22 protein-coding genes are annotated in these 21,184 nt (G+C 66.1%); 6 read left to right on the top strand and 16 right to left on the bottom strand.

Going from position 1 to position 21,184, the window contains the following annotated elements:
• Positions 1–50: 50 nt before the first annotated feature.
• Positions 51–3,245: a glycoside hydrolase family 2 TIM barrel-domain containing protein gene (locus GGQ89_RS10840; protein WP_184105781.1), complete on the bottom strand. Its 3,195-nt coding sequence runs from the start codon at positions 3,243–3,245 to the stop codon at positions 51–53.
• A 205-nt stretch (positions 3,246–3,450) separates the two neighbouring features.
• Between GGQ89_RS10840 and GGQ89_RS10835 the strand changes: the two genes are divergently transcribed.
• Positions 3,451–4,950, top strand: a complete 1,500-nt coding sequence (locus tag GGQ89_RS10835) for a glycoside hydrolase (protein WP_342354520.1) — start codon at positions 3,451–3,453, stop codon at positions 4,948–4,950.
• Positions 4,951–5,113: 163 nt separating this feature from the next.
• Here GGQ89_RS10835 and GGQ89_RS10830 read toward each other — a convergent pair whose 3' ends face one another.
• The 11 genes from GGQ89_RS10830 to GGQ89_RS10780 form a co-directional block, all read right to left on the bottom strand.
• Positions 5,114–5,602 (bottom strand): MmcB family DNA repair protein, encoded by a 489-nt coding sequence (locus GGQ89_RS10830; RefSeq protein WP_184105779.1) that lies wholly within the window; start codon positions 5,600–5,602, stop codon positions 5,114–5,116.
• Positions 5,603–5,663: 61 nt separating this feature from the next.
• Entirely contained in the window at positions 5,664–6,317 is a 654-nt protein-coding gene (locus GGQ89_RS10825; RefSeq protein ID WP_056438860.1) for a cell wall hydrolase, read from the bottom strand.
• Between the two features lie 155 nt (positions 6,318–6,472).
• A complete protein-coding gene (locus tag GGQ89_RS10820) occupies positions 6,473–6,814 on the bottom strand; it encodes a DUF1491 family protein (RefSeq protein WP_076714317.1) in 342 nt (113 codons plus the stop codon).
• 5 nt (positions 6,815–6,819) lie between these two features.
• Positions 6,820–7,278 (bottom strand): PaaI family thioesterase, encoded by a 459-nt coding sequence (locus GGQ89_RS10815; protein WP_338112307.1) that lies wholly within the window; start codon positions 7,276–7,278, stop codon positions 6,820–6,822.
• Positions 7,262–7,732, bottom strand: coding sequence for a PTS IIA-like nitrogen regulatory protein PtsN (ptsN, locus tag GGQ89_RS10810; protein ID WP_056438851.1), 471 nt, complete (start codon positions 7,730–7,732; stop codon positions 7,262–7,264). Before ptsN ends, GGQ89_RS10815 begins: the two co-directional genes overlap by 17 nt.
• 64 nt (positions 7,733–7,796) lie before the next feature.
• Complete coding sequence (gene hpf, locus GGQ89_RS10805) at positions 7,797–8,387, bottom strand: ribosome hibernation-promoting factor, HPF/YfiA family (RefSeq protein WP_056438849.1); 591 nt, start codon at positions 8,385–8,387, stop codon at positions 7,797–7,799.
• Positions 8,388–8,442: 55 nt separating this feature from the next.
• Complete coding sequence (gene dnaQ / locus GGQ89_RS10800) at positions 8,443–9,138, bottom strand: DNA polymerase III subunit epsilon (protein ID WP_058746407.1); 696 nt, start codon at positions 9,136–9,138, stop codon at positions 8,443–8,445.
• A gap of 7 nt (positions 9,139–9,145) precedes the next feature.
• Positions 9,146–9,739, bottom strand: a complete 594-nt coding sequence (coaE, locus tag GGQ89_RS10795) for a dephospho-CoA kinase (RefSeq protein ID WP_184105777.1) — start codon at positions 9,737–9,739, stop codon at positions 9,146–9,148.
• A 24-nt stretch (positions 9,740–9,763) separates the two neighbouring features.
• Complete coding sequence (gene aroE, locus GGQ89_RS10790; protein WP_184105776.1) at positions 9,764–10,576, bottom strand: shikimate dehydrogenase; 813 nt, start codon at positions 10,574–10,576, stop codon at positions 9,764–9,766.
• Complete coding sequence (locus tag GGQ89_RS10785; protein ID WP_184105775.1) at positions 10,576–11,163, bottom strand: Maf family protein; 588 nt, start codon at positions 11,161–11,163, stop codon at positions 10,576–10,578. Before GGQ89_RS10785 ends, aroE begins: the two co-directional genes overlap by 1 nt.
• Positions 11,160–11,978, bottom strand: a complete 819-nt coding sequence (locus tag GGQ89_RS10780) for a pyruvate, water dikinase regulatory protein (RefSeq protein ID WP_056438836.1) — start codon at positions 11,976–11,978, stop codon at positions 11,160–11,162. The genes GGQ89_RS10785 and GGQ89_RS10780 overlap by 4 nt, the downstream gene beginning before the upstream one ends.
• Positions 11,979–12,296: 318 nt before the next feature.
• Here GGQ89_RS10780 and hemE point away from each other — a divergent pair, with 318 nt between their 5' ends.
• From hemE to rho, 3 genes are all read left to right on the top strand, one after another.
• On the top strand, positions 12,297–13,316 hold the full coding sequence (gene hemE, locus GGQ89_RS10775) for a uroporphyrinogen decarboxylase (protein ID WP_184105820.1): 1,020 nt from the start codon (positions 12,297–12,299) through the stop codon (positions 13,314–13,316).
• Entirely contained in the window at positions 13,316–13,777 is a 462-nt protein-coding gene (locus tag GGQ89_RS10770) for a CopD family protein (protein WP_184105774.1), read from the top strand. Before hemE ends, GGQ89_RS10770 begins: the two co-directional genes overlap by 1 nt.
• A 305-nt stretch (positions 13,778–14,082) precedes the next feature.
• Complete coding sequence (rho, locus tag GGQ89_RS10765) at positions 14,083–15,339, top strand: transcription termination factor Rho (protein WP_042486922.1); 1,257 nt, start codon at positions 14,083–14,085, stop codon at positions 15,337–15,339.
• A gap of 375 nt (positions 15,340–15,714) precedes the next feature.
• Here the strand turns inward: rho and GGQ89_RS10760 are convergent, their stop codons facing one another.
• Positions 15,715–16,206, bottom strand: a complete 492-nt coding sequence (locus tag GGQ89_RS10760; RefSeq protein WP_056439014.1) for an outer membrane protein assembly factor BamE — start codon at positions 16,204–16,206, stop codon at positions 15,715–15,717.
• Positions 16,207–16,354: 148 nt separating this feature from the next.
• Between GGQ89_RS10760 and GGQ89_RS10755 the strand changes: the two genes are divergently transcribed.
• Both GGQ89_RS10755 and GGQ89_RS10750 read left to right on the top strand, forming a co-directional pair.
• Positions 16,355–16,888: a ubiquinol-cytochrome C chaperone family protein gene (locus GGQ89_RS10755; protein ID WP_076714326.1), complete on the top strand. Its 534-nt coding sequence runs from the start codon at positions 16,355–16,357 to the stop codon at positions 16,886–16,888.
• A complete protein-coding gene (locus tag GGQ89_RS10750; RefSeq protein WP_184105773.1) occupies positions 16,885–17,412 on the top strand; it encodes a YceD family protein in 528 nt (175 codons plus the stop codon). Before GGQ89_RS10755 ends, GGQ89_RS10750 begins: the two co-directional genes overlap by 4 nt.
• A 23-nt stretch (positions 17,413–17,435) precedes the next feature.
• On the opposite strand, the gene GGQ89_RS10745 is transcribed toward GGQ89_RS10750, so the two are convergent.
• Genes GGQ89_RS10745 through GGQ89_RS10735 form a run of 3 tightly spaced genes read right to left on the bottom strand, consistent with a single transcriptional unit; the run spans position 17,436 to position 20,973 of the window.
• Positions 17,436–17,711, bottom strand: a complete 276-nt coding sequence (locus GGQ89_RS10745) for a hypothetical protein (RefSeq protein WP_184105772.1) — start codon at positions 17,709–17,711, stop codon at positions 17,436–17,438.
• The gene (locus GGQ89_RS10740; RefSeq protein ID WP_184105771.1) at positions 17,708–18,241 is read right to left on the bottom strand and encodes a SixA phosphatase family protein; all 534 of its coding nucleotides are present in this window, start codon (positions 18,239–18,241) and stop codon (positions 17,708–17,710) included. Before GGQ89_RS10740 ends, GGQ89_RS10745 begins: the two co-directional genes overlap by 4 nt.
• Positions 18,238–20,973 carry an ATP-dependent DNA helicase gene (locus GGQ89_RS10735; RefSeq protein ID WP_338112306.1) on the bottom strand — a complete coding sequence of 912 codons (2,736 nt, stop codon included), beginning with the start codon at positions 20,971–20,973 and terminating at the stop codon, positions 18,238–18,240. Before GGQ89_RS10735 ends, GGQ89_RS10740 begins: the two co-directional genes overlap by 4 nt.
• Between the last annotated feature and the right edge of the window lie 211 nt (positions 20,974–21,184).

Raw genomic sequence — 21,184 nt, 5'->3', positions numbered from 1 at the left:
TCCTCTGCCTGATGCGGCATGATGGCTTATTGTCCGAGTAAAGAACAGCCCTATTGCACCTCTGTCGCGCGGGCGGGCTTCGCTTTGTCGGGGGTGGTGCCATCGCCGCTGAAGGGCTCCAGGCGGAAGGCGACGCGCGTCGGCGCGAGGACGGTGCGATATTGCTGATGCGGCTGGCCGACATGGCTCCAGGTCGTGTCGCCGCCGACACCCCATTGCGCGGCGTCGACGATCAGCGTCGTCTCGCCATGCGGCACGATATCGGTCGACTTCCACGTCCCCGGCTCGCGGCGGTAGAGGTCGCCATAGGGGAAGGCGAGCGCCTGCATCATCAGCGGCTTGGATGCACGAACACGCATACCCGCCCCCTCGCCCGAAAGCTCCATCCAGCGGACATCGACCTTGTTGCCGGTATCCTGCGGCCGCATGTAATCGTGATTCTGCTCGGCGATGCTCCCTCGCCACAGCCCGATCGCCGCCGAACTCTTGCGATCGACATAGCTTTCATGTGGGCCCCGGCCATACCATTCGACCGTCTTCATGGTGGTGGGCATGGTGTACCACAGGCCGATACGGACGGGCGGCGGCAGGTCGGCCTTCAGCGGTACGAACTGCCCGTCGACATCGACCGCGCCGTCGCCTGCCATCTTGTAGCGGGTGACGAAACGGGCCGCGCCCGCCCCCATCTCGTGATCGACGGCCACGCTCCGGTCGGGACCGATCGATACACTCCGCACCTGATAGCGGCCGTTCATCGTGAACCAGGGCGACTGCTGGGCGACGGTCCCGTTGGCGGTGTCGTTGTCGGTTTCGGCGCGAACGAAATTGGGCTGGCCGCCCTTGGCCAGTATGCGGCCACCTGCCGCATAGCGCGTTACGAGTCCGGTCTTGCGGTCGATGACCAACTCCGCGCCGTTCGCCGACAGGGTGACGCTGTCGGCATTATCGGCGACCGCGACCTGCCCTCTGGCCGCCACCGGCATGGCGGGGGCGTCGGTGAGCGCGAACTGTTCCCAGCCGACCACGTAATTGGCCGGAACCGCGCGGATCGTGCCGTCCTTGGCATGGGCGCGGACGGTCAGGACATATTCCGCTCCGGCCTCGCGCGCGAATTTGGGGGCGAGCGCCACCGTCTGCACCTGCCCGGCCGCTGTCGTCAGCGCGGGGAGCTGGCCGCTCGCCACCGCGACGCCGTTCTTCTCGACCACCCAGTCGAAGGTGAAACCCGACAGATCGATAAAGTCATGACGGTTGTGTACAGTCAGCCGTCCGGTCTTCGCATCATAGCTGTCGAAGCGGATCGGCGACTGGACCTTCTGCACCTCGTACAGCTGCGGATTGGGCGTCCGGTCGGGCTGGTTCAGCCCGTCGCCGAACTCGATATCGCCGCCCGGATTGGGGCCGTACTCGCCGCCGTCACCCCAGTAACGCCGCCCGTCCTTGGTATAGCGATACATGGACTGGTCGACCCAATCCCAGATGAAGCCGCCCTGCAGCTTGCGGTGCGCGTAGATGGTGTCCCAGTAATCCTTGAAATTGCCACCCGAATTGCCCTGCATATGGGCATATTCGCACTGGATCATCGGCTGGGTACGGGTCGGGTCCTCGGCCCAGTCGACCATCTTTTCGATGTCGTCATACATGGGCGCATAGATATCGACATAGTTGTTCGGCTGATGGCTCCAGTCGAGCGTCCCCCAGCCGAGATAGGAGATCAGCCGTGCCGGATCGCGCCGCCGGATCGCCGCCGCCGCCTTCTCGAAATTGGGGCCGATGCCTGCCTCATTGCCCAGCGACCAGAAGATGATCGAGGGGTGGTTCTTGTCCCGCTCGACCATGTTCATCACGCGGGAGACATGCGCGCCCTCCCAGGCGGGGTCGAAGCCGATCTGATATTTGCTGCGCTGATCGCCGTGGCGATTGCCCTGCTCCATATAGGCGTGGCTCTCGATATTGGCCTCGTCCATCAGGTAGAAGCCATACTCGTCCGCCAGCGCCAGGAAACGCGGGTCGTTGGGGTAGTGCGAGGTGCGGATGGCGTTGAAATTGTTGCGCTTCATCAGCTCCAGGTCGCGGCGCATCGACGCTTCGGAGATGACGTGGAAGGTCTCGGGGTCATGCTCGTGGCGGTTGACGCCGCGGATCACGATGCGGCGGCCATTGACCATGACCTGCCCGTCCTTGATCTCGACGGTGCGGAAGCCGATCCGCTGCGGCGTGGCCTGAACGACCTGGCCGTTCGCATCGACCAGTTCGACCAGCAGCGTGTAGAGATGGGGCGTCTCCGCCGACCAGCTCCGCACGCCGGGCACGGCGGCATCCAGCTTGGCCGAGGTGGCGCCCTGGGCCAGTGCTACCTCTCGCGTCACCACCGCCCGCTCGCCGTCGAGCAGCGTCATGCGCGCGGTCATCGCCTGGGGCAGCGCGGGCAGCGTCAACTCGGTCGACAGGGTGCCGTCGCGGTAATTCTTGTCGAGCCCGGCATGGACGAACAGATCGTCGATCCGCGCTTTCGGCACCGCCCGCAGATATACCGACCGCTCGATCCCCGAGACGCGCCAGAAATCCTGATCCTCCAGATAGCTGCCGTCCGACCAGCGATGGACGCGGATCGCCACGACATTGCGGCCGGGCTTCAGGAACCGGGTGACGTCATATTCGGTGGGGAGCTTGGAGTCCTCGGAATATCCGGCGTCCTGCCCGTTGATCCATAGCTGATAGGCCGATCCCGCCGCGCCGATCTGAAGGATCACATCCTGCCCGCGCCAGCCGTCCGGCAGGATGAAGTCGCGGCGGTACGATCCCGTCTCGTTATCGTCATGCGGCACCAGGGGCCGGTTGGCCGGGAAGGGATAGGTGATGTTGTTGTATTTGGGCTGACCATATCCTTCGGCCTGCCACATCGCGGGGACCTTTATCGTCTTCCACTTGGACACGTCGTAACCGGGCCGCTCGAACCCCTTGGGTGCGCCGTCGACAGAGGGGGAGAAGGCGAAGGACCAGTCGCCGTCGAGGCTCATGAAGCGGCTGGATCGGGTCCGGTCGCCCGCCAGTGCCAGGTCGCGGCTTTCATAGGGAAAGGCGGTGGCGCTGGCGGGGCGGGTTCCCCGCGCGTTGACGGCGGGATTTTCCCAATCGGGGCGGCTGGGGTCGACCTGGACGGCGGCGACCTGTGGGCCGTTTTGTGCAAAAGCCGGGCTCGCCAGAGCCACCACGGCCACACCGGCCGCCAAACGCCACTTCATACCACTCCCCTTTGTCACTTCCCGCGATTCCCTGACCGGATCGCGCCTATATTTGTCTGATTTTTATGACGGCTTTGTCATCTCGACAAGGAAAAAGGACCTCGGGACCGCCCGCGCATCCCTGATCCGACGCAGGTTGACGGACCCGCCGCGCCTCCGGCTATAGTCTGACGTTTGATCGGATATGCGTGGGGGAGACGCCAGGGTGAAGAACGGGACGATCCTTCGTAAAAGCCGTCTGGCGGCCGCCGCGCTGGCGCTGATCCTGGGTCCGGGGGCGGCCCAGGCGGCGCAGGGACAGGCCGCCCCGCCGCCCGCCGACCGTCCGGTGCCCGTGACCCTGCGCCCCGCGATCGACCGCCCGTCGACGGTGTTCGAGGGCTGGGGCACTGCGCTCGCCTGGTTCGCGCATGTCACCGGCGGCTGGCCCGAGGCGGAGCGGACGCGGCTGGCGGATCTGTTCTACGGGCCGCAAGGCCTCGGCTGGACGATCGCGCGCTACAATATCGGTGGCGGCAACGCGGCGGACACGCCCCCCTATATGAAGGTCGGGCGCGCGGTGCCGGGTTTCTGGCGGCAACCGGCGGGGATGACGGGCAAGGACTGGTGGCGCGCCGATGATCCCGCCATGTGGGACTGGGGGCAGGACGCCAACCAGCGCTGGTGGCTCGACGCCATCACCGCACGCGTGAAGCAGCCGATCTTCGAGGCCTTCTCCAACTCGCCGCCCTGGTTCATGACGGTCAGCGGGCGGGTGTCGGGCGCGGAAAAGGGGACGGACGATAATCTTCGCCCCGGTCAGGAAGCCGCCTTCGCCACCTATCTGGTCCGCGTCACTGACGAATTGCAGCGGCGGCACCATCTGACCTTCCGCACCCTGTCGCCGGTCAACGAGCCCAACACCAATTACTGGTTCGCCGCCAATACCCAGGAAGGCGCGCATTGGAGCCCCGCCCGTCAGGCGCAGATGATCGACGCGACCGCCACCGCGCTGAAGGCCAAGCGGCTGTCCACCGTCATCGCCGCTCCCGACGAAACCGCCTCGCATCTTTTCGTACAGGACTGGGCCGCCTATCCGCCCGCCACTCGCGCCGCGATCGGACAGTTGAACGTCCACAGCTATGGCACGGTCCACCAGACCGCCGTGCGCGACATCGCCCGCGCCTCGGGCATCAAGATGTGGATGAGCGAGAACGACACGCCGCTGTCGGGCGATCCCGAGGACCTGACCGGCATGGCGACGCCACTGGCCTTTGCCGAGCATGTCGTCGGCGATCTCAAGCGGCTGGAGCCCGCCGCCTGGGTCTTCTGGCAGGCGGTCGAGGATCTCAGCACCCGCAAGGGCGAGAAGGGATCGAACTGGGGTATCGTCAAGGCCGACCTGATGGGCGCGGCGGACCAGCCCCATGCGATCCATGTGACGGGCAAATATTGGGCGATGGCGCAGTTCAGCCGCTATATCCGGCCGGGCGACCGGCTGGTGCCGGTGGACGATATGGATACGGTCGGCGCACTGTCACCCGACGGACGGCGGCTGGTGCTGGTCCATGTCAATCCAGGCCTGTCTCCGAGACCGCTGAACGTGGCGGTGCCGGGGCGGTGGCAGCGGCGGATGATCGTGACCGACGCTGTGCATAAGTCCGTGGATATCGCGGGGGATATCGCGCCGCCGCAGTCGGTGGTGACGTTGATATTGACGCGGTGAAGGTGGAGCGTGGCCTTCGACTACGCTCAGGCTGAACGGCTGTTTGTATCGGCCCCCTCCCCCCCAACCTCCGTTCCGCCTGAGCGTAGTCGAAGGCCACAGGAAACCCTCTCCACACTGAACCGCTAGGTTGCGGGTGGGAGTCCTGCCGGGCCCAACGGCCTCACATCCCCGCATCCGGATCGGTCAACCCGATCATCCGCCGCCCTGCCCTGCGCGCGAAATTCAGCGTCGCTTTCTTCCGCACATGCGCGGACAGCGGCACGCTATGCGCCTCGCGCACGATCGCGGCATCGTAACGATCGGCGACGATGATCCCCGTCCGCTCGGGCAGGAACGCCGCGCTTTCCAGCGGCGACCAGTCGAACCCGGCGGGCACCGCCCAGTAGAAGCGGTCGCAATGCGCCAGATAATCGGGCCATTTGCCGTCGCCCAGCATGTCGGCGCGCGACACCTTGATCTCGACGACGACGACATTCCCCCGCGCGTCGAGCGCCATCAGGTCGGCCCGGCGGCCGCCTTCCAGCGGGACTTCGGGAATGGTGATCAGGTCGTGGCGGAGCAGCATCCGGGTCACGCCCCGCGCGACATCGGCGGCGCAGAGCGGAGACAGCGGATCGTCGACGCACGAAGCGGGCGGCATGTCCAACATGCCACCCACTTAGAACATTTGACGAACAAATGCAAAAGCCCCTGGAACGGGGCCTTGAATATCAACGATAGAAGATGTGGTTGCCGATCGCGGCGACCTTCTGCACCCGCACGCCCGGACGGTTGCCGGGGGTGTTGAAGTACAGCGCCTTGCCCGCCGTGCTGTCCCATGCCTGGGCCAGCGCAACCTTGGCGACGGCGACGGCGGTGCGATAGGCGGTGTGCGACGGGCTGACCGACGGGATTTCACCACGGCGCACGAAGCTGAACTGGCCGCGCTGCTTGATGACGTCGCACACGCCGGTGGGGAAACGACCCGACTTGGTGCGGTTCAGGATGACCTGCGCCACGGCGAGCTGGCCTGCGAGCGGTTCGCCGCGACCTTCGAAATAGATGGCGCCGGCCAGACAGCGGAGCTCTTCGCTCGACGCAATCTCGTCCTGATCGGCCACGGCGTCGGCCAGCGAGTCATAGTCGCCGTCCTCATCGCCTTCAGAAACCTGGGAAAAATCGGGGAGCGCGGACATGGTGGCCCGGGCGCTCTGGGGAACCATCGCGACATCGGCGACGTTGATCCCGGAAACAGTCATCGCACTGACTGGAGTGGCAGCAACACCGGCAACGTTGGTCGCGAGGCTGGGGGTGCTGGTGGCGAGAAGACCCGCCAGAGATAGAGCCATGGCAGCGGACGCCGCGACTCGCTTGAAAACGGTCATTCACTCAAACAGACATGCGGTTGGATCACGGACCCGAGCATTGCCCAAGGGCGCTCGTCCGGGCTTCCCCCCGACTGCGTAACCCACCGGATCGCACCCGATAAGCACAACGCGAAATTACGATGGGGGGCTCGTGGCCGATCCGGCCGCGTTCGTCAATGTTGCAGGATCGTTTCAGCGGTGAAGCGTTCCGCCGCAGCGCCATCCAGTTCCAGGACCCACAGGTCCGGATCGCGCGCCCGGCGGCGCCGCCAATAGCTTAAAATATCGTTTGCAGGCGTCGATTCGATCAGCGCGGTCTTGCCATCGGGACCGATACCCCGTTCCAGCACCCGTTCGCGCCGGTGCGACGTGACGGGGTCGGTATCGATGACGATCACCAACATGCCCCCGGCCTGCGGATCGCCCTTGGCCAGCACCATGCCCATGCCGCCGCTGTCATTCATCCGGCGCAACAGGGCGGTGACCAGCATTCCGCTCGGCAGACGGCCGTCCATCGCGCTCAGGCCGTCCGATAGCCGGGCAGGCCCGCCAGCGCGATCTGGGAGCGCATGAAAGTGCCGGTGCCGCGCGCGACCTCTTCGCCGCTGGCATCGATCAGCCGTGCATCGGCGACGAACACCCGTCGCCGCCCGCTGACCCAGCGGCCCTCTGCCACCACCTCCCCCGCCTTGATCGGGCGGGTCAGCAGCAGGTTGAACCGGGTGGTCAGCAGGAAACGGTCGGTGACCAGGCTGTTGCAGGCATAAAAGGCCGCATCGTCGAGCATCTTGAAATAGCTCGTACCATGCGCTGCGCCGGCCGCGTGATAATGCCGCTCGTCCACCCGAAAGCGGATGCGCGCGACGCCCGGCTCGGTAATCTCCAGCGTGGAGTCGAACAGGCGATTGATCGGGGCTTCGGCATAGAGCGTCTCGAGCGCCCGGAAATGCGCGGCCTCGCCCTCAGGCCGCGGCGTCACGCGCCTCGTCCTGGGTGAGCAGCGCCCAGATCGCATCGGGCGACCCCGCCCCGCGCAGCTTGGCGACGAAGCCCTTGTCGCGCAGCCGCCGCGAAATCCGGGCCAGCGCCTTCAGATGCGCGGATCCCGCATCGGCGGGCGAGAACATCGCAAAGACCAGATCGACCGGCATGTCGTCGACCGCCTGGAAATCGACCGGCTGTGCCAGACGCGCAAAGACACCGACGATCTGGGTCAGTCCGGGCAGCTTGCCGTGCGGTATGGCGACGCCCCCGCCGAAACCAGTCGACCCCAGCTTTTCGCGTTCGAGCAGCACATCGGCCAGTAGCTTGGCATCCTGCCCCGCAGGCCCGGCGGCAGCCGCCGCCAGCGCCTGGAACAGGGTCTTCTTGTTGGCGGCGCTGACGCCCGCCAGCACCGTATCGTGGCGCAACAGATCGCTGAAGTCGTTCATGGTCTTTCCGGTGCGCCCCCGCGCGGCCCGCCTAATAACGGGCCACGCGGAAGAACGATAGAGCTTATCCGGCCGTGCCGCCGCGTTGCGGCTCGACCCAACCGATGGTTCCGTCACCACGGCGATAGACCATGTTATACGATCCCGTGCCCGAATTCTTGAACAACAGGGCCGCAGTATTGCGCAGATCGAGCATCATGACCGCATCGGAAACACTGGCGTCGGGGATATCGACGCGGGTCTCGGCGATGATCAGGGGTGCATCGCCCGCCTCGTCCTCGTCGACCTGTTCGGCAAAGAGGGTGTAGCCCGCATCATAGGCCCCGGCCTCGGCCAGTTCGATCGCCTGTCCCGCATTGCGGTCCTTCAGACGGCGCGAATAACGGCGCAGCTGCTTTTCGATCTTGGTCGCGGCGCCGTCAAAGGCGAGGTGCGCGTCCTGGGCTTCGTGACGGCCTTTGAGTACCAGGCCGCGGGTGACGTGCATCACGATATCGCATTTGAAGCCGACGTCATGCGGCCCCTTGCCGAACGTCACCTCGGACGAGATGGCGCGGGCGAAATATTTCTCGGCGATACCCTGAAGCCGGTCCGTCACATGGGTCCGCAGCGCGTCGCCCGTTTCGACCTGATGACCAGAAATCCGGATATCCATCGTCTTCTCCTTGATGCACTCTGATGGGACGGTCCTTTTGGCCTGTCCCGTGGCGTCAACCGGACGCCTCGGCCCCCCAAACCGGATCGGTTATGCCCTTTAGAAACGCCGCATGGGCGGCAAGTTCCGCCTCGCTCGGCCGGAAGATGCGCGGCGGGCGGACTTTTGCGGGCGCGCGGGCGACGATCACCGGGCCGGTGTCCGCGCTCGCCTCGGCGAGCAGGCCCAGGCCGATCTGCCGCCCGCCCATCAACTCGACATAGACCTGCGCCAGCAGCTGCGCGTCGAGCAGCGCGCCGTGCAGCACACGGTGCGAGCGGTCGATGCCATAGCGCGAGCAGAGCGCGTCGAGCGTATGCTTGGCCCCGGGATGCTTGCTGCGCGCGATCGCCAGCGTGTCGACCATCCGCGTCTTCTCGCAGACCGGCGGGAAGCCCAGCGCGCCCAGCTCGCCATTGATGAAGCCGAAATCGAAGGTCGCGTTGTGCGCGATCAGCGGCGCGTCGCCGATGAAGTCCAGAAACTCGGCCACCCCGGCCGAAAAGACCGGCTTGTCCTTCAGGAACGCGTCAGACAATCCGTGGACCGCCTGCGCCTCGGCGGGCATCGACCGTTCGGGATTGAAATAGGCGTGATAGGTGCGCCCGGTCTCGACCCGGTTGACCAGTTCGACACAGCCGATTTCGACCAGCCGGTCGCCTTCCGAAAATTTGAACCCTGTCGTTTCGGTGTCGAAAACGATCTCTCTCATGATCCGACTATCGGCCTTCGGATGCGGTGATGCAAGCGATCAAAGACCGCACTTTTTCGCGGGTTTCGGCCAATGGAATGTCGGTCGCGACGACATGATCGGCGCGCGCACGCTTATCTCCATCGGGCCATTGACGCTTCAAAATGGCGTCGAATTTGGCCCGGGTCATTCCCGGCCTTGCCAACACCCGCGCCTCTTGGATTTCGGGTTTTGCCGAAACCACCAACACCTTATCCACAGCCTTGTCACCGCCGGTTTCGAACAGCAGCGGCACGTCGACCACCACCAGCGGAGCCCCGGCATGCGCCGCCAGAAAGGCCGCGCGTTCGGCCTGCACGGCGGGATGCACGATCGCCTCGAGTCGGCGCATCGCCGAATCATCGCCCAGCACCGCCTGCCCCAGCGCGGCGCGATTCACGCCATCGGGTCCGGTGGTGCCGGGAAAGGCCGACTCAATCGCTGCGACCACTGTTCCACCTGGCCCCTGCAAGCGGTGGACACTGGCATCGGCGTCGAATACCGGCACCCCTTCGTCGCGAAACATCTGCGCGACGGTCGACTTGCCCATGCCGATCGAGCCGGTCAGCCCCAAAACGATCATAGCCGCACGATCATCGACGCACGATCATCGCAGCAGGATCTCGCGCAGCTCGCCGTCCCGGTCGCGCGGCGGGGCCGCGCCGAAGAACCGCTCGAACGCCACCGCCGCCTGTCCGATCAGCATCTCCAACCCGTCGATCGTCGCCAGCCCCCTCGCCCGCGCCGCCGCCAGCAGCGCGGTTTCAAGCGGCGCATAAACGATGTCATACACGACCGCGTCCTCCGGCAGCGCCGACAGGTCGAGATCGAGCGGCGGCTGGCCGGTCATGCCCAGGCTGGTCGCATTGACGACCAGGGCGCTGGGCGGCACGGCGTCACCGATCGGCAGCGCCTGCCCCTCCAGTCCGAAGGACGACAATAGCGCCGCCCCCTTGTCCACATTGCGGTTGAACAGCGTGACCGGCCCGACGCCGATCCCCGCCAGGGCATATAGGACCGCGCGCCCGGCGCCCCCTGCCCCGATCACCGTCACCGGCTTGCCCGCCAGATCAAAGGCTTTGAGCGGCGCGGCAAAACCCGCCGCGTCGGTGTTGGTGCCGATCAGAGCGCCGTCCGCGTCGCGAAACGCGGTGTTGGTCGCCCCGATCGCGGTGCGTATATCCTCACGATCCTCGACATGCTCCAGCGCGGCGATCTTGTGCGGCACGGTGATGTTGCAGCCGCGCCAGTTCGGATCGGCCTTCCGCTCGGCGAAATAGGCGGGCAGCGCGTCCGGCGTGACATGGGTGGCGCGATATTCTGCCTCGATGCCCAGCGCCTTTAGCCAGAAACCGTGGATTTTCGGGGATTTGCTATGGGCGATCGGGTCGCCGATCACCTCCGCATAAGGAAGGGCCATCAGGCGGACATCCAGCCGCGTTCGCGCAAATAGCCCAGCACGAGAAGCAGCGGCATACCGAGAATGGTGAAATGGCTACCCTCGATCCGCGAGAAGAGCTGCACTCCCGGCCCCTCGATCCGGAAACAGCCGACGCAGCCCGAAATGGCGGGCCATTCCTGATCCAAGTAGGAGTCGATGAATGCGGGCGACAGTGGTCGGACATGGAGCTTGGCGCGCTCGACATGCCGCCAGACCGGGCGGCCATGCTCGGCGATGACGGCGGCGCTCCACAGCTCGTGGCTCCCGCCGCTCATCCGCGCCAGATGCTCGGCCGCCTCCTCGCGGCTCTCCGGCTTGTCGAGCAGCGTGCCGTCGGCGAGCGCGACGATGGAATCGGACCCCAGCACCGGCACCGGCCCGGCATTGGCGGAAACCTTTACCGCCTTCATCTCGGCCAGCGCATCGGACAGGTCGCGTGGGGAAGCCCCGGCCATCGCCGCCTTGACCCCGGCTTCGTCCACCCGCGCAGGGACCGCTTCATAGGCCACGCCCGCCGCGTCGAGCATCGCCCGGCGCGAGGCGCTTTGCGAAGCGAGGATGATCATGCGTCGGACTTTCTTTGATTCACGAGGGAGATGATTGCCGCCGCCGTTTCCTCGATCGAGCGGCGGGTGACGTCGATCACCGGCCAGTCATTGTCGGCGAACATGCGCCTGGCGAAAGTGAGTTCGCGATTGACCGCCTCCTGCTCGACATAATCGGTGTCGGGCGCCTGGTTCAGCGAGAGCAGCCGGTTGCGCCGGATCGCGATCAGCCGATCCGCGCTGGTGGTCAGGCCCACGACCAGCGGCTTTTTCAGCGTGAACAGGAAGGGGGGCGGGGGGCTTTCGACTACGATCGGGATGTTGGCGGTCTTGTAGCCGCGATTGGCGAGATAGATGGAGGTCGGCGTCTTGGACGAACGGCTGACACCCGCCAGCACGATATCGGCCTCTTCCCATTCCTCCCAGGCGATGCCGTCGTCATGCGCGATGGTGAACTGGATCGCATCGACGCGCGCGAAATAGGCGGCGTCGAGCACATGCTGGCGGCCGGGGCGCATCTTGGCCTGTACGCCCAGCAAGCCCGACAGCGCGGCATTGACCGGATCGAGCGGTGCGACCGTCGGCAGGCCCAGCGCATGGCAGCGGCTTTCCAGCACGCGCCGCGTCGTCGGGTTGACCAGCGTATAGATCACCAGCCCCGGATTCTGCGCGATCTCCTGCAGGATGCGCTCCAAGTGACTCTCGGTGCGCACCATCGGCCAGAAGTGCCGGACGGTTTCCACATCGTCATATTGGGCAAGCGCCGCCTTCGCGATGTTCTCCAGCGTTTCGCCGGTGGAATCGGACAGGAGGTGCAGGTGGAGCCGCGTCTTCATGACCGACCTAATGACTCTGTGGATAACATGGGAAGAATCGGTAGCGTAACTTCGCCGACCGGCCAAGCGGCGGACCGGCGGTGGATAACGACCGATTCGTCCACAATGAATCTCACAGGTCCGATTCTTTTCCACAGCCTGTGAGTTACGGGGGTCATGAATCCGAATCCCGTTGAATCGGCGATTCCCCATGAGTCAACGTGTTGGCATATCGGGGAGAGCCGCATAATCCCGACAACCAACGTGCCAACCACTTCAACAATCCATTCTTAGAATCTTCTTTAATAGAAGAAGGGGGGTCTCCTGACCGACGTTGCGATTCAAAAGCCCCTGCTCGCCGTGTTGAACGGAGAGCGGCAGGCGACACCGCCGATGTGGCTCATGCGACAGGCCGGACGCTATCTGCCGGAGTATCGCGCGCTACGGGCGGAGAAGGGGGGCTTCCTGGCTTTGGCCACCGATCCGGCGGCGGCGGCCGAGGTGACGGTGCAACCGATCCGTCGCTTCGGGTTCGACGGCGCGATCCTGTTCTCCGACATCCTGATGGTCCCCTGGGCGCTGGGGCAGGACCTCAGCTTCGGGGCGGGGGAGGGGCCACGTCTGGCGCCCGCGCTGGTCGATGATGCGCTGAATGCCCTGGAGCGCGTCCCTGAGCGGCTCGATCCGGTCTATGCCACCGTGGCGGGGGTGAAGGCGCAATTGCCTCCACAGACCAGCTTCCTGGGCTTTGCGGGCTCTCCCTGGACGGTCGCGACCTATATGGTGGCGGGGCAGGGATCCAAGGATCAGGGCGAGACGCGGCGTTTCGCCTATGCCGACCCGGCGGGGTTCGGGGCGATCATCGATGCGATCGTGACCATGACCATCGACTATCTGGCGGGACAGGTCGAAAACGGGGTCGAGGCGGTGCAGCTGTTCGACAGCTGGGCGGGCTCGCTGTCCCCCGCGCAATTCGAGCGCTGGGTGATCGCGCCCAATGCCGCGATCGTCGAGGGTTTCCGGGCGCGCTGTCCCGGCGTGCCGGTGATCGGCTTCCCCAAGGGCGCCGGGGGCAAGCTGCCCGCCTATGCGCGGGAGACCGGCGTGGACGCGGTCGGGCTAGACGAGACAGTCGATCCGGTCTGGGCCGACGCCTATCTGCCCAAGGGTTTGCCGGTGCAGGGCAATCTCGATCCCCTGGCGCTGATCGCCGGGGGCGAGGCGCTGGACGGGGCGGTGGATCATATCCTGGCGGCCTTCACCGAACGGCCGCATATCTTCAACCTGGGCCATGGCATCCTGCCCGACACGCCGATCGCGCATGTCGAGCGGCTGATCGCCCGCGTACGGAGCGTATGATGATCGGACTGTTGGGGGCCGCCTATGAATGGGTGAAGGCGGCGCATATCATCTTCGTGATCTTCTGGATGGCCGGGCTGTTCATGATGCCGCGCTATCTGGTCTATCATCAGGAGGCGCTGGTCGCGGGCGACGCCACCGACGCCGCGCGCTGGGTCGAGCGCGAGGGCAAGCTGCGCAAGATCATCCTGACCCCGGCGATGATCGTGGTCTGGATGCTGGGGCTGCTGCTGGCAGGCTCGCTGGGGCTGTTCTCGGGGGTGCCGGGGCTGGGATGGCTCCATGCCAAGCTGTTCTTCGTGCTGCTGCTCAGCGGCTATCATGGCTGGATGGTCGGCTATTCCAGGAAATTGGCGCGGGGTCAGATGAAGCTCAGCGGCAAGCAGTTGCGGATGATCAACGAAGTACCTGCGCTCGCCGCGACGATCATCGTCGTGCTGGTCGTCATCAAGCCGTTCTGAACTCCTCTCCCCCCGCCCCTCCCGCAGGCGGGAGGGCACCCCCTTTTGCTCCCCTCCCGCAGGCGGGAGGGGTTGGGGGAGGGAAAAGCCACAGGCACTGGTCTCGGTGAGACTCTTTGCCCTCCCCAAACCCCTCCCGCCTGCGGGAGGGGCTTTAGACGGCTTTCCCCATTGACTTGGGGCACCCCCAATCCTAACTCCTCCCCCGTACGGCGCGGTCCTCGCGTCGGGTACGCTTCCTTATCGACAGCCTCGTTTCGCCGCGATCCTCGCCGACCGACGCCCTCCGACCATCCGGACCGATCATGCATCTGAAAGACCTCAAGAAGAAAACCCCCGCCGACCTCGTGCAGCTGGCCGAGGAATTGGGGGTCGAGAGCGCGTCCACGCTGCGCAAGCAGGACCTGCTGTTCGCCATCCTGAAGGAGCAGGCGGAGAAGGGTGACCAGATCATGGGCCTCGGCACGATCGAGGTGCTGCCCGACGGTTTCGGCTTCCTGCGCTCGCCGGAAGCCAATTACCTCGCCGGCCCGGACGACATCTATGTCTCGCCCAACCAGGTCCGCAAGCACGGCCTGCGCACCGGCGATACGGTGGAAGGCGAGATCCGCGCGCCCAAGGACGGCGAGCGCTATTTTGCGCTGACCAAGCTGACCAGCGTCAATTTCGACGATCCGGAGGCGGTCCGCCACCGCGTCAATTTCGACAATCTGACGCCGCTCTATCCCGAGCAGAAGCTGATCCTCGACCCCGCCGATCCGACCCAGAAGGACAAGTCGGCGCGTGTCATCGATATCGTCTCGCCTCAGGGCAAGGGCCAGCGCACGCTGATCGTCGCGCCCCCGCGCGTGGGTAAGACGGTGATGCTGCAGAACATCGCCAAGGCGATCACCGACAATCACCCGGAAGTCTTCCTGATCGTCCTCCTCATCGACGAGCGTCCGGAAGAAGTCACCGACATGCAGCGCTCGGTGCGTGGTGAGGTCGTCTCCTCGACCTTCGACGAACCGGCACAGCGCCACGTCCAGGTCGCCGAGATGGTGATCGAAAAGGCCAAGCGCCTGGTCGAGCACAAGAAGGATGTCGTCATCCTGCTCGACTCGATCACCCGTCTGGGTCGCGCCTACAACACGGTCGTGCCGTCGTCGGGCAAGGTGCTGACGGGCGGCGTCGATGCGAACGCGCTCCAGCGGCCCAAGCGCTTCTTCGGTGCGGCGCGCAATATCGAGGAGGGCGGTTCGCTCTCGATCATCGCCACCGCGCTGATCGACACCGGTAGCCGCATGGACGAGGTCATCTTCGAAGAGTTCAAGGGCACCGGCAACTCGGAAATCGTCCTCGACCGCAAGGTGGCGGACAAGCGCATCTTCCCGGCGATGGACGTCGGCAAGTCGGGCACCCGCAAGGAAGAGCTGCTGGTCGAGAAGGACAAGCTGTCCAAGATGTGGGTGCTGCGCCGCATCCTGATGCAGATGGGCACGATCGACTCGATGGAGTTCCTGCTCGACAAGATGAAGAACTCGAAGACCAACGAGGATTTCTTCGACTCGATGAATCAGTAAGCTTCGGGGAACCGGTAAGGCGCCGGGCGGGGCTTCGGCCCTGCCGACGCTACGGTTTGATGGGTTCGCTGGCGGCAAACAGGCCCGCTTGCGAACCCATTTTCGTTTTGGGGCGTTAGCAGGCCCGATCCCACCCCCTTTCGGGATCGTGCCGGTCCAAGCACGGCACGGCCGCGTCGTTGCTTAACACGCGACGCGGCCAAACGGGGGTGAAGAGAGCATCAGAGCAACTCCCAAACCCAGCCACACCAACGTCCGTTCGCACTGAGCGAAGTCGAAGTGCACGCCCCATCGCTGGCCAAGGCATTCCCGTGGCCTTCGACTTCGCTCAGGCTGAACGGATGTTGGGAATTCAGGAAAGGTGCCCCAGGCCCCTTACGGCCGGGTACGCCCGCCACCCATGCCGCCGCCCTGGCCGCCACCGGCGCCCGGCGCACCGACCGCGCCGATATTGCCGAACAGATCCTGGAAGAAGCCGCGCTGGCGACCCAGGGTCGGGGTGGTCTTGCCATAGGGCGAGATGTCGGCGACCTGATCGACACCGGCGCGGCGAATCGTCGCGACGTTGCCCGCCTGGTCGAAGCTGATCTGCAACGTGATCTGCGACACGGGCTTGGGCAGGGTATAGCCCAGGTTGCGGCTGTCGCGGGCGACATAATACCAGTCGCCACCGCCGAACTGGCTGGAGATGGTCGGCGTGCCCAGCGTCTGGAGCACCGACTGGCGGTTGTCGACGCCCGGCTGGATCGAGTTGACGAGATCGACATCGACCACATAACCCTGATGCGACCGCAGCGGCGTACAGGCCGACGCCGCCAGGGCCATGATCAGGCCCAGCCCGAGGGCGCGGGTGGAAGAAACGCTCATCATTATCTCCGGGCCGGACGATCGGCCGCACAGGCAGCTATACAGGCGGTCGATCCGCTCGACCGTCACCCCCTCGATATGCCAAGGGAAAGGCGCATACAAGCAATTCGCGCGCAACCGGTCGTGCGGGCAGGAAGGGGAGGGGCACATGGCCTGGGGCTGGCTCAAGCAGGGGATCGCCCGCTATTTCGGGCGTGACGCGGATGCGGCGCTGCCGCTGTACAACGCCGTCGTGCTGCGCGCGCGGGCGGAGCATTGGTATCTGGACGGGGCGGTGCCCGATACGGTCGATGGCCGGTTCGACATGATCGCGGCGGTCCTGTCGGTGGTGCTGATCCGGCTGGAGGCCGAGCCCAAGGGCGTGGAACCCGCCGCGCGGCTGACCGAACGCTTCGTCACCGACATGGACGGGCAGCTTCGCGAACTCGGCATCGGCGACATCGTGGTCGGCAAGCATATCGGCAAGATGATGGCGATGCTGGGAGGGCGCCTGACCGCCTATCGCGAGGGGCTGACCGGGGATAAGGCGGTGATGGACGCCGCCTTGGTCCGCAACCTGTATCGCGGCGCGGCACCCGCGGATACGGATGCCGTTGCCCATGTTCGTGACGCGCTTCGCACCCTACATGAGCAATTGGCGGCCGTTTCGCTCGCTCGCCTTACCCTTGGAGACCTGCCGTGACCCCCGAATGGAGCCGCCCCGAAAAGATCGACACGATCGGTGAGCGCGAAAAGCCCGTCTCGATCGACACGACCGCGGACGAACGTCGGGCGCTGGCCGGGCGGTTCGGATTGCTCGCGGTCGAAGCGCTGTCGGCCGATCTGGTCGTGCGGCGCGATGCGGCGGGTATCCTCGTCACCGGCACGGTGCGCGGGTCGGTGGTGCAGCCCTGTTCGGTGACGGGCGAACCGGTCCCGGCCAAGGTCGACGAACCGGTCGCCCTGCGCTTCGTCGAACCCATGGGGCACGGTGCGGACGAGGAAATCGAACTGTCCGAGGATTCGCTCGACACGATCGAGATCGAGGGCGGCACGATCGACCTGGGCGAAGCGGCGGCCGAAACCATGGCCCTTTCACTCGATCCCTTTCCCCGCAGCCCCAACGCGGCGGCAACTTTGAAGGAAGCGGGCGTCATCAGCGAAGAGGAGGCCCGCCCGCTTGGCGCATTCGCCGGGCTGAAGGCGAAGCTGGAGGGGAAGGGGTAACATTGCCGGTCGGAGCGCTGCGATCAGCGCAGGCTCCACCGACCAGCGGAAAAGCCGATCAAGGTCAGGGTCGTCCAGACGGCGAAAAACGGCGCGAGCATTACCAAGCCGGTAAGCCACCACGCGAAATAACCCAAAGGTCCGGGGCGGGCCGACGCGAGGAACAGCGTGAAAGCCAATAGTGGTGCCAATATTACCATTATCAGACCAACCCGCCTGACTGTAGGACGTTGGATTAGCGCCAGCAGGAACCCGATCACGGGGGATACCATGGCAGCGCCGATCGCGAGGTTGGTCACGGCGTATCGGGCCCCAGCGTCGGGTCCAGATCGCGCGGCCGGATGAACGCCACCAGTGTCGCGCTATGTGCCCGGACCTCGGCCCAGCGATCGACCGGCAAAGTCATTTGCGCCACCGTCGCGGTCGGATATTTATCCTCCACCCGCTCGCGCAATTCGCCGTCGAGCGTGAGGTCGAGGACCAGATCCTCCAGTCCCGGATTATGCCCGACCATCAACACATGGTCCGCTGCGTCGGGCATCGCCTGGACCAGATCGAGCAGGCTGGGGGCGGAGGCCAGGTACATCGCCTTGTTCCAGACCGGCTCCAGCTTTTGGCCATAACCGCTCCACACCTCGTCCAGCGTTTCGATCACCCGCACGGCGGGGGAGGCGAGGACATGGTCGAACGCGAACCCTTCGGCCTTCAGATGCCGCCCGATCATCGCTGCCGCGCGCCGTCCCTTGGCATTGAGCGGACGATCGAAATCGCGGGCGACGGGATCGTCCCAGCTCGACTTGGCATGGCGAAGGAGCGTCAGCGTCTTCATCGATCCGGAAACTCCGTCGCGGCGGCTGGCAGGATTTGGCTATCCCCATGCCCTATCGGCGCGTCGGAGGAAAGCCGCCCCGCGACCCGCGCGACCGCTTCGTCGAGGGTCACGCGGGAAATCGCGACACCCGGTGGAAAGGCGTCGAGCAGCCGCGACGGCATGGCGGCGGACAGCAGCACGAACGCCCCGCGATCATCGGCGCGCCGGATCAGTCGTCCGAACGCCTGCGCCAGCCGCGCGCGGACGATCCGGTCGTCATAGGCGCTGCCGCCGCCCGCCAGCTTGCGCGCGGCGTGCAGCACGGTGGGCTTGGGCCAGGGCACGCCCTCCATCACCACCAGCCGGAGGGACGAGCCGGGCACGTCCACCCCGTCGCGCAACGCATCGGTGCCGAGCAGCGACGCCGATGGATCGTCGCGAAAGATATCCACAAGCGTGCCGGTGTCGATCGGATCGACATGCTGCGCGTGCAGCGCCAGCCCGTCGCGCGCCAGCCGGTCGGCGATCCGGCCATGCACACCGCGCAACCGCCGGATCGCGGTGAACAGCCCCAGCGTCCCGCCCTTGGCGGCCGCGATCAGCCGGGAATATGCATTGGCGAGTTGTGGAATATCACCACGCTTCACATCGGTGACGATCAGCACTTCGGCACGGTTCGGATAATCGAACGGGCTCTCCGCGACAAAATGGGCGGGGCCACGCGCCAGATGCGGCGCGCCCGTTCTGGCCTCCGCCACGTCCCAATTTCCCCCGGTCCGCAAGGTCGCCGAGGTGACGAGCGCGCCATGCGCAGGCTTCAGCACGATCTCGGCAAAGGGGCGGGTGGGGTCGAGCCAGTGGCGATGCAGGCCGATATCATATTCGCGCCCCTCGACCCGATCGACCGCCAGCCAGTCGACGAAATCGGGATCGACCGGCCCGCCGATCCGCGCGAGCAACGACAGCCAGGCGGCGACCGTTTCCGCGCGCCATGCGATCGAGGCGATCGCGCCTTCCACCCGCGCGCGTGCCTGGCCGTCGAGCCAGTCGGGCGCTTCCTGCAACACCGCCTCCAGCCGCTGGCCTAGCGTCACCAACGGCCGCAGCAGCGCGTCGAGCGCATGGGCGGCGGGCCCGGCGGCCTCGATCAGCGCGGGCGAGGGATCGGCCAGTTCGGTCTCCAGGCCATAACCCGCATCCCCCGGTTGCTCGGCGCGGGCAAAGGCAAGCCCACGTACCGCCGCCAGCAATGCCTCAATCGGGCCGAAGGGCTGGCCCTCCGCCAGTCGTCCCAGCCAGCCTTCGCTCGCCAGCGCGTGCGCCGCCTGCACCGCATCGCCGATCGCGCGGTTGCCGCCCTCGTCATAGCTGGCGACATCGGACAGTCGCGCGGCGAGGCCCCGGCGACGCCCCCGCGATCCGGCTTCGGGGCCAAGTATCCAGCGGCGTAGCTCGATCGTCTCGGACCCGGTCAGCGCGGTGGCGAACATCGAGTCTGCCGCGTCGAACAGATGATGGCCCTCGTCGAAGACGTAGCGCGTTGGCCGCGTCTGCGTTTCGCGACCACGTGCGGCGTTGACCATGACCAGTGCGTGATTGGCGATGACGATGTCCGCCTGCACCGAGGCGCGCGCCGCATGCTCAATGAAGCATTTCCGGTAATGCGGGCAGCCCGCATAGACGCACTCGCCGCGCCGGTCGGTCAGCGCGGCCGAGCCGTTGCGACGGAACAAGGTGGTCAGCCAGCCGGGCAGGTCGCCCCCGACCATGTCGCCATCCGCAGTATAGGCCGCCCAGCGCGCGACCAGCTGCGCCAGCACCGCCGCGCGTCCGGCAAACCCGCCTTGCAGCGCATCCTCCAGATTGAGCAGGCACAGGTAGTTCTCGCGGCCCTTGCGGGTGACGACGCGTTCCTTGCGCAGCACGGCATCCGGGAAGATGCGCGCGGTCTCGCCGCTCAACTGGCGTTGCAGCGCCTTGGTATAGGTCGAAATCCACACCGCGCCGCCCGCCCGCTCGGCCCAGAGGCTGGCAGGGGCGAGATAGCCGAGCGTCTTGCCGATACCGGTCCCCGCCTCGGCCAGCACCATGTTCGGCGTGTCCCGCACTGCGCGTGGGGCGAAGGCGGCGGTGACGGCGGCAGCATAGGCGCGCTGCCCCGGGCGTTCCTCGGCCCCGTCGCCGGTCAGGCGTCGCAGCCGCTCCTCCGAATCCTGCGGCGGCAGGTCGATGGTGCGCGGGGCGGGGCGGGGGGCGTCCTCCTCCCATTCGGGCAGCGCGCTGAACAGCCAGCGCTCGTTGCGCTCCGGCCGGGTGAGGCGCGGGCCGATCAGCGGCGCCCAGGGCCAGCGGAGCCGGGCAAGGCTTTGCGCAGCCGTCCACGCACCCTCGCGCTCAGGCCATGCGCCGTCCGGCATGGCGAGCAGCTTTTCGGTCGCCCGAAGCAGAAAGGCGGCAACATCCGCATCGCTGTCCGGCGGCTCCAATCCACAGGCGCGGGCGACACCGTGCGGCGTCGGGACCGCGAATTGCGCGGGGCGCAGAAAGGCGAAGAGTTCGAGGATGTCGAGCCCGGACAGTTCGGCATAGCCCAGTCGCTGGCCGATCAACGGCGCGTTGAGCAGGATGACCGGCGTTTCCGACGCCAGCCCGATCGCCTCGCCGCGTGAGACGGCGCGGGTCTGTCCCCCGGTGGAAATCCACACACCGCTATGGCTGGCATGAAGGGCGGGGTGGGGGAGTGAAGTCACCAAAGTGATTTGGGGGAGTAGGAACAGGATGGCAACGGGGGATGGGGGATTTGAAGCGACCCATTGAGCAAATAGCTCTCGGCGATGCCCTCCCCAAACCCCTCCCGCCTGCGGGAGGGGCTTACCGGGTGAGGCGCGCTTGTCCTTTCAACTAGGCACTCCCCTCCCGCAGGCGGGAGGGGATGGGGGAGGGATGCCAAACAGTACGACC

Origin of the sequence: Sphingomonas yabuuchiae (genome assembly GCF_014199595.1) — a bacterium.
Lineage (GTDB): Bacteria > Pseudomonadota > Alphaproteobacteria > Sphingomonadales > Sphingomonadaceae > Sphingomonas > Sphingomonas yabuuchiae.
Note: the sequence above shows the minus strand (reverse complement) of the source record. Positions and strands in the feature narration are given on the sequence as shown.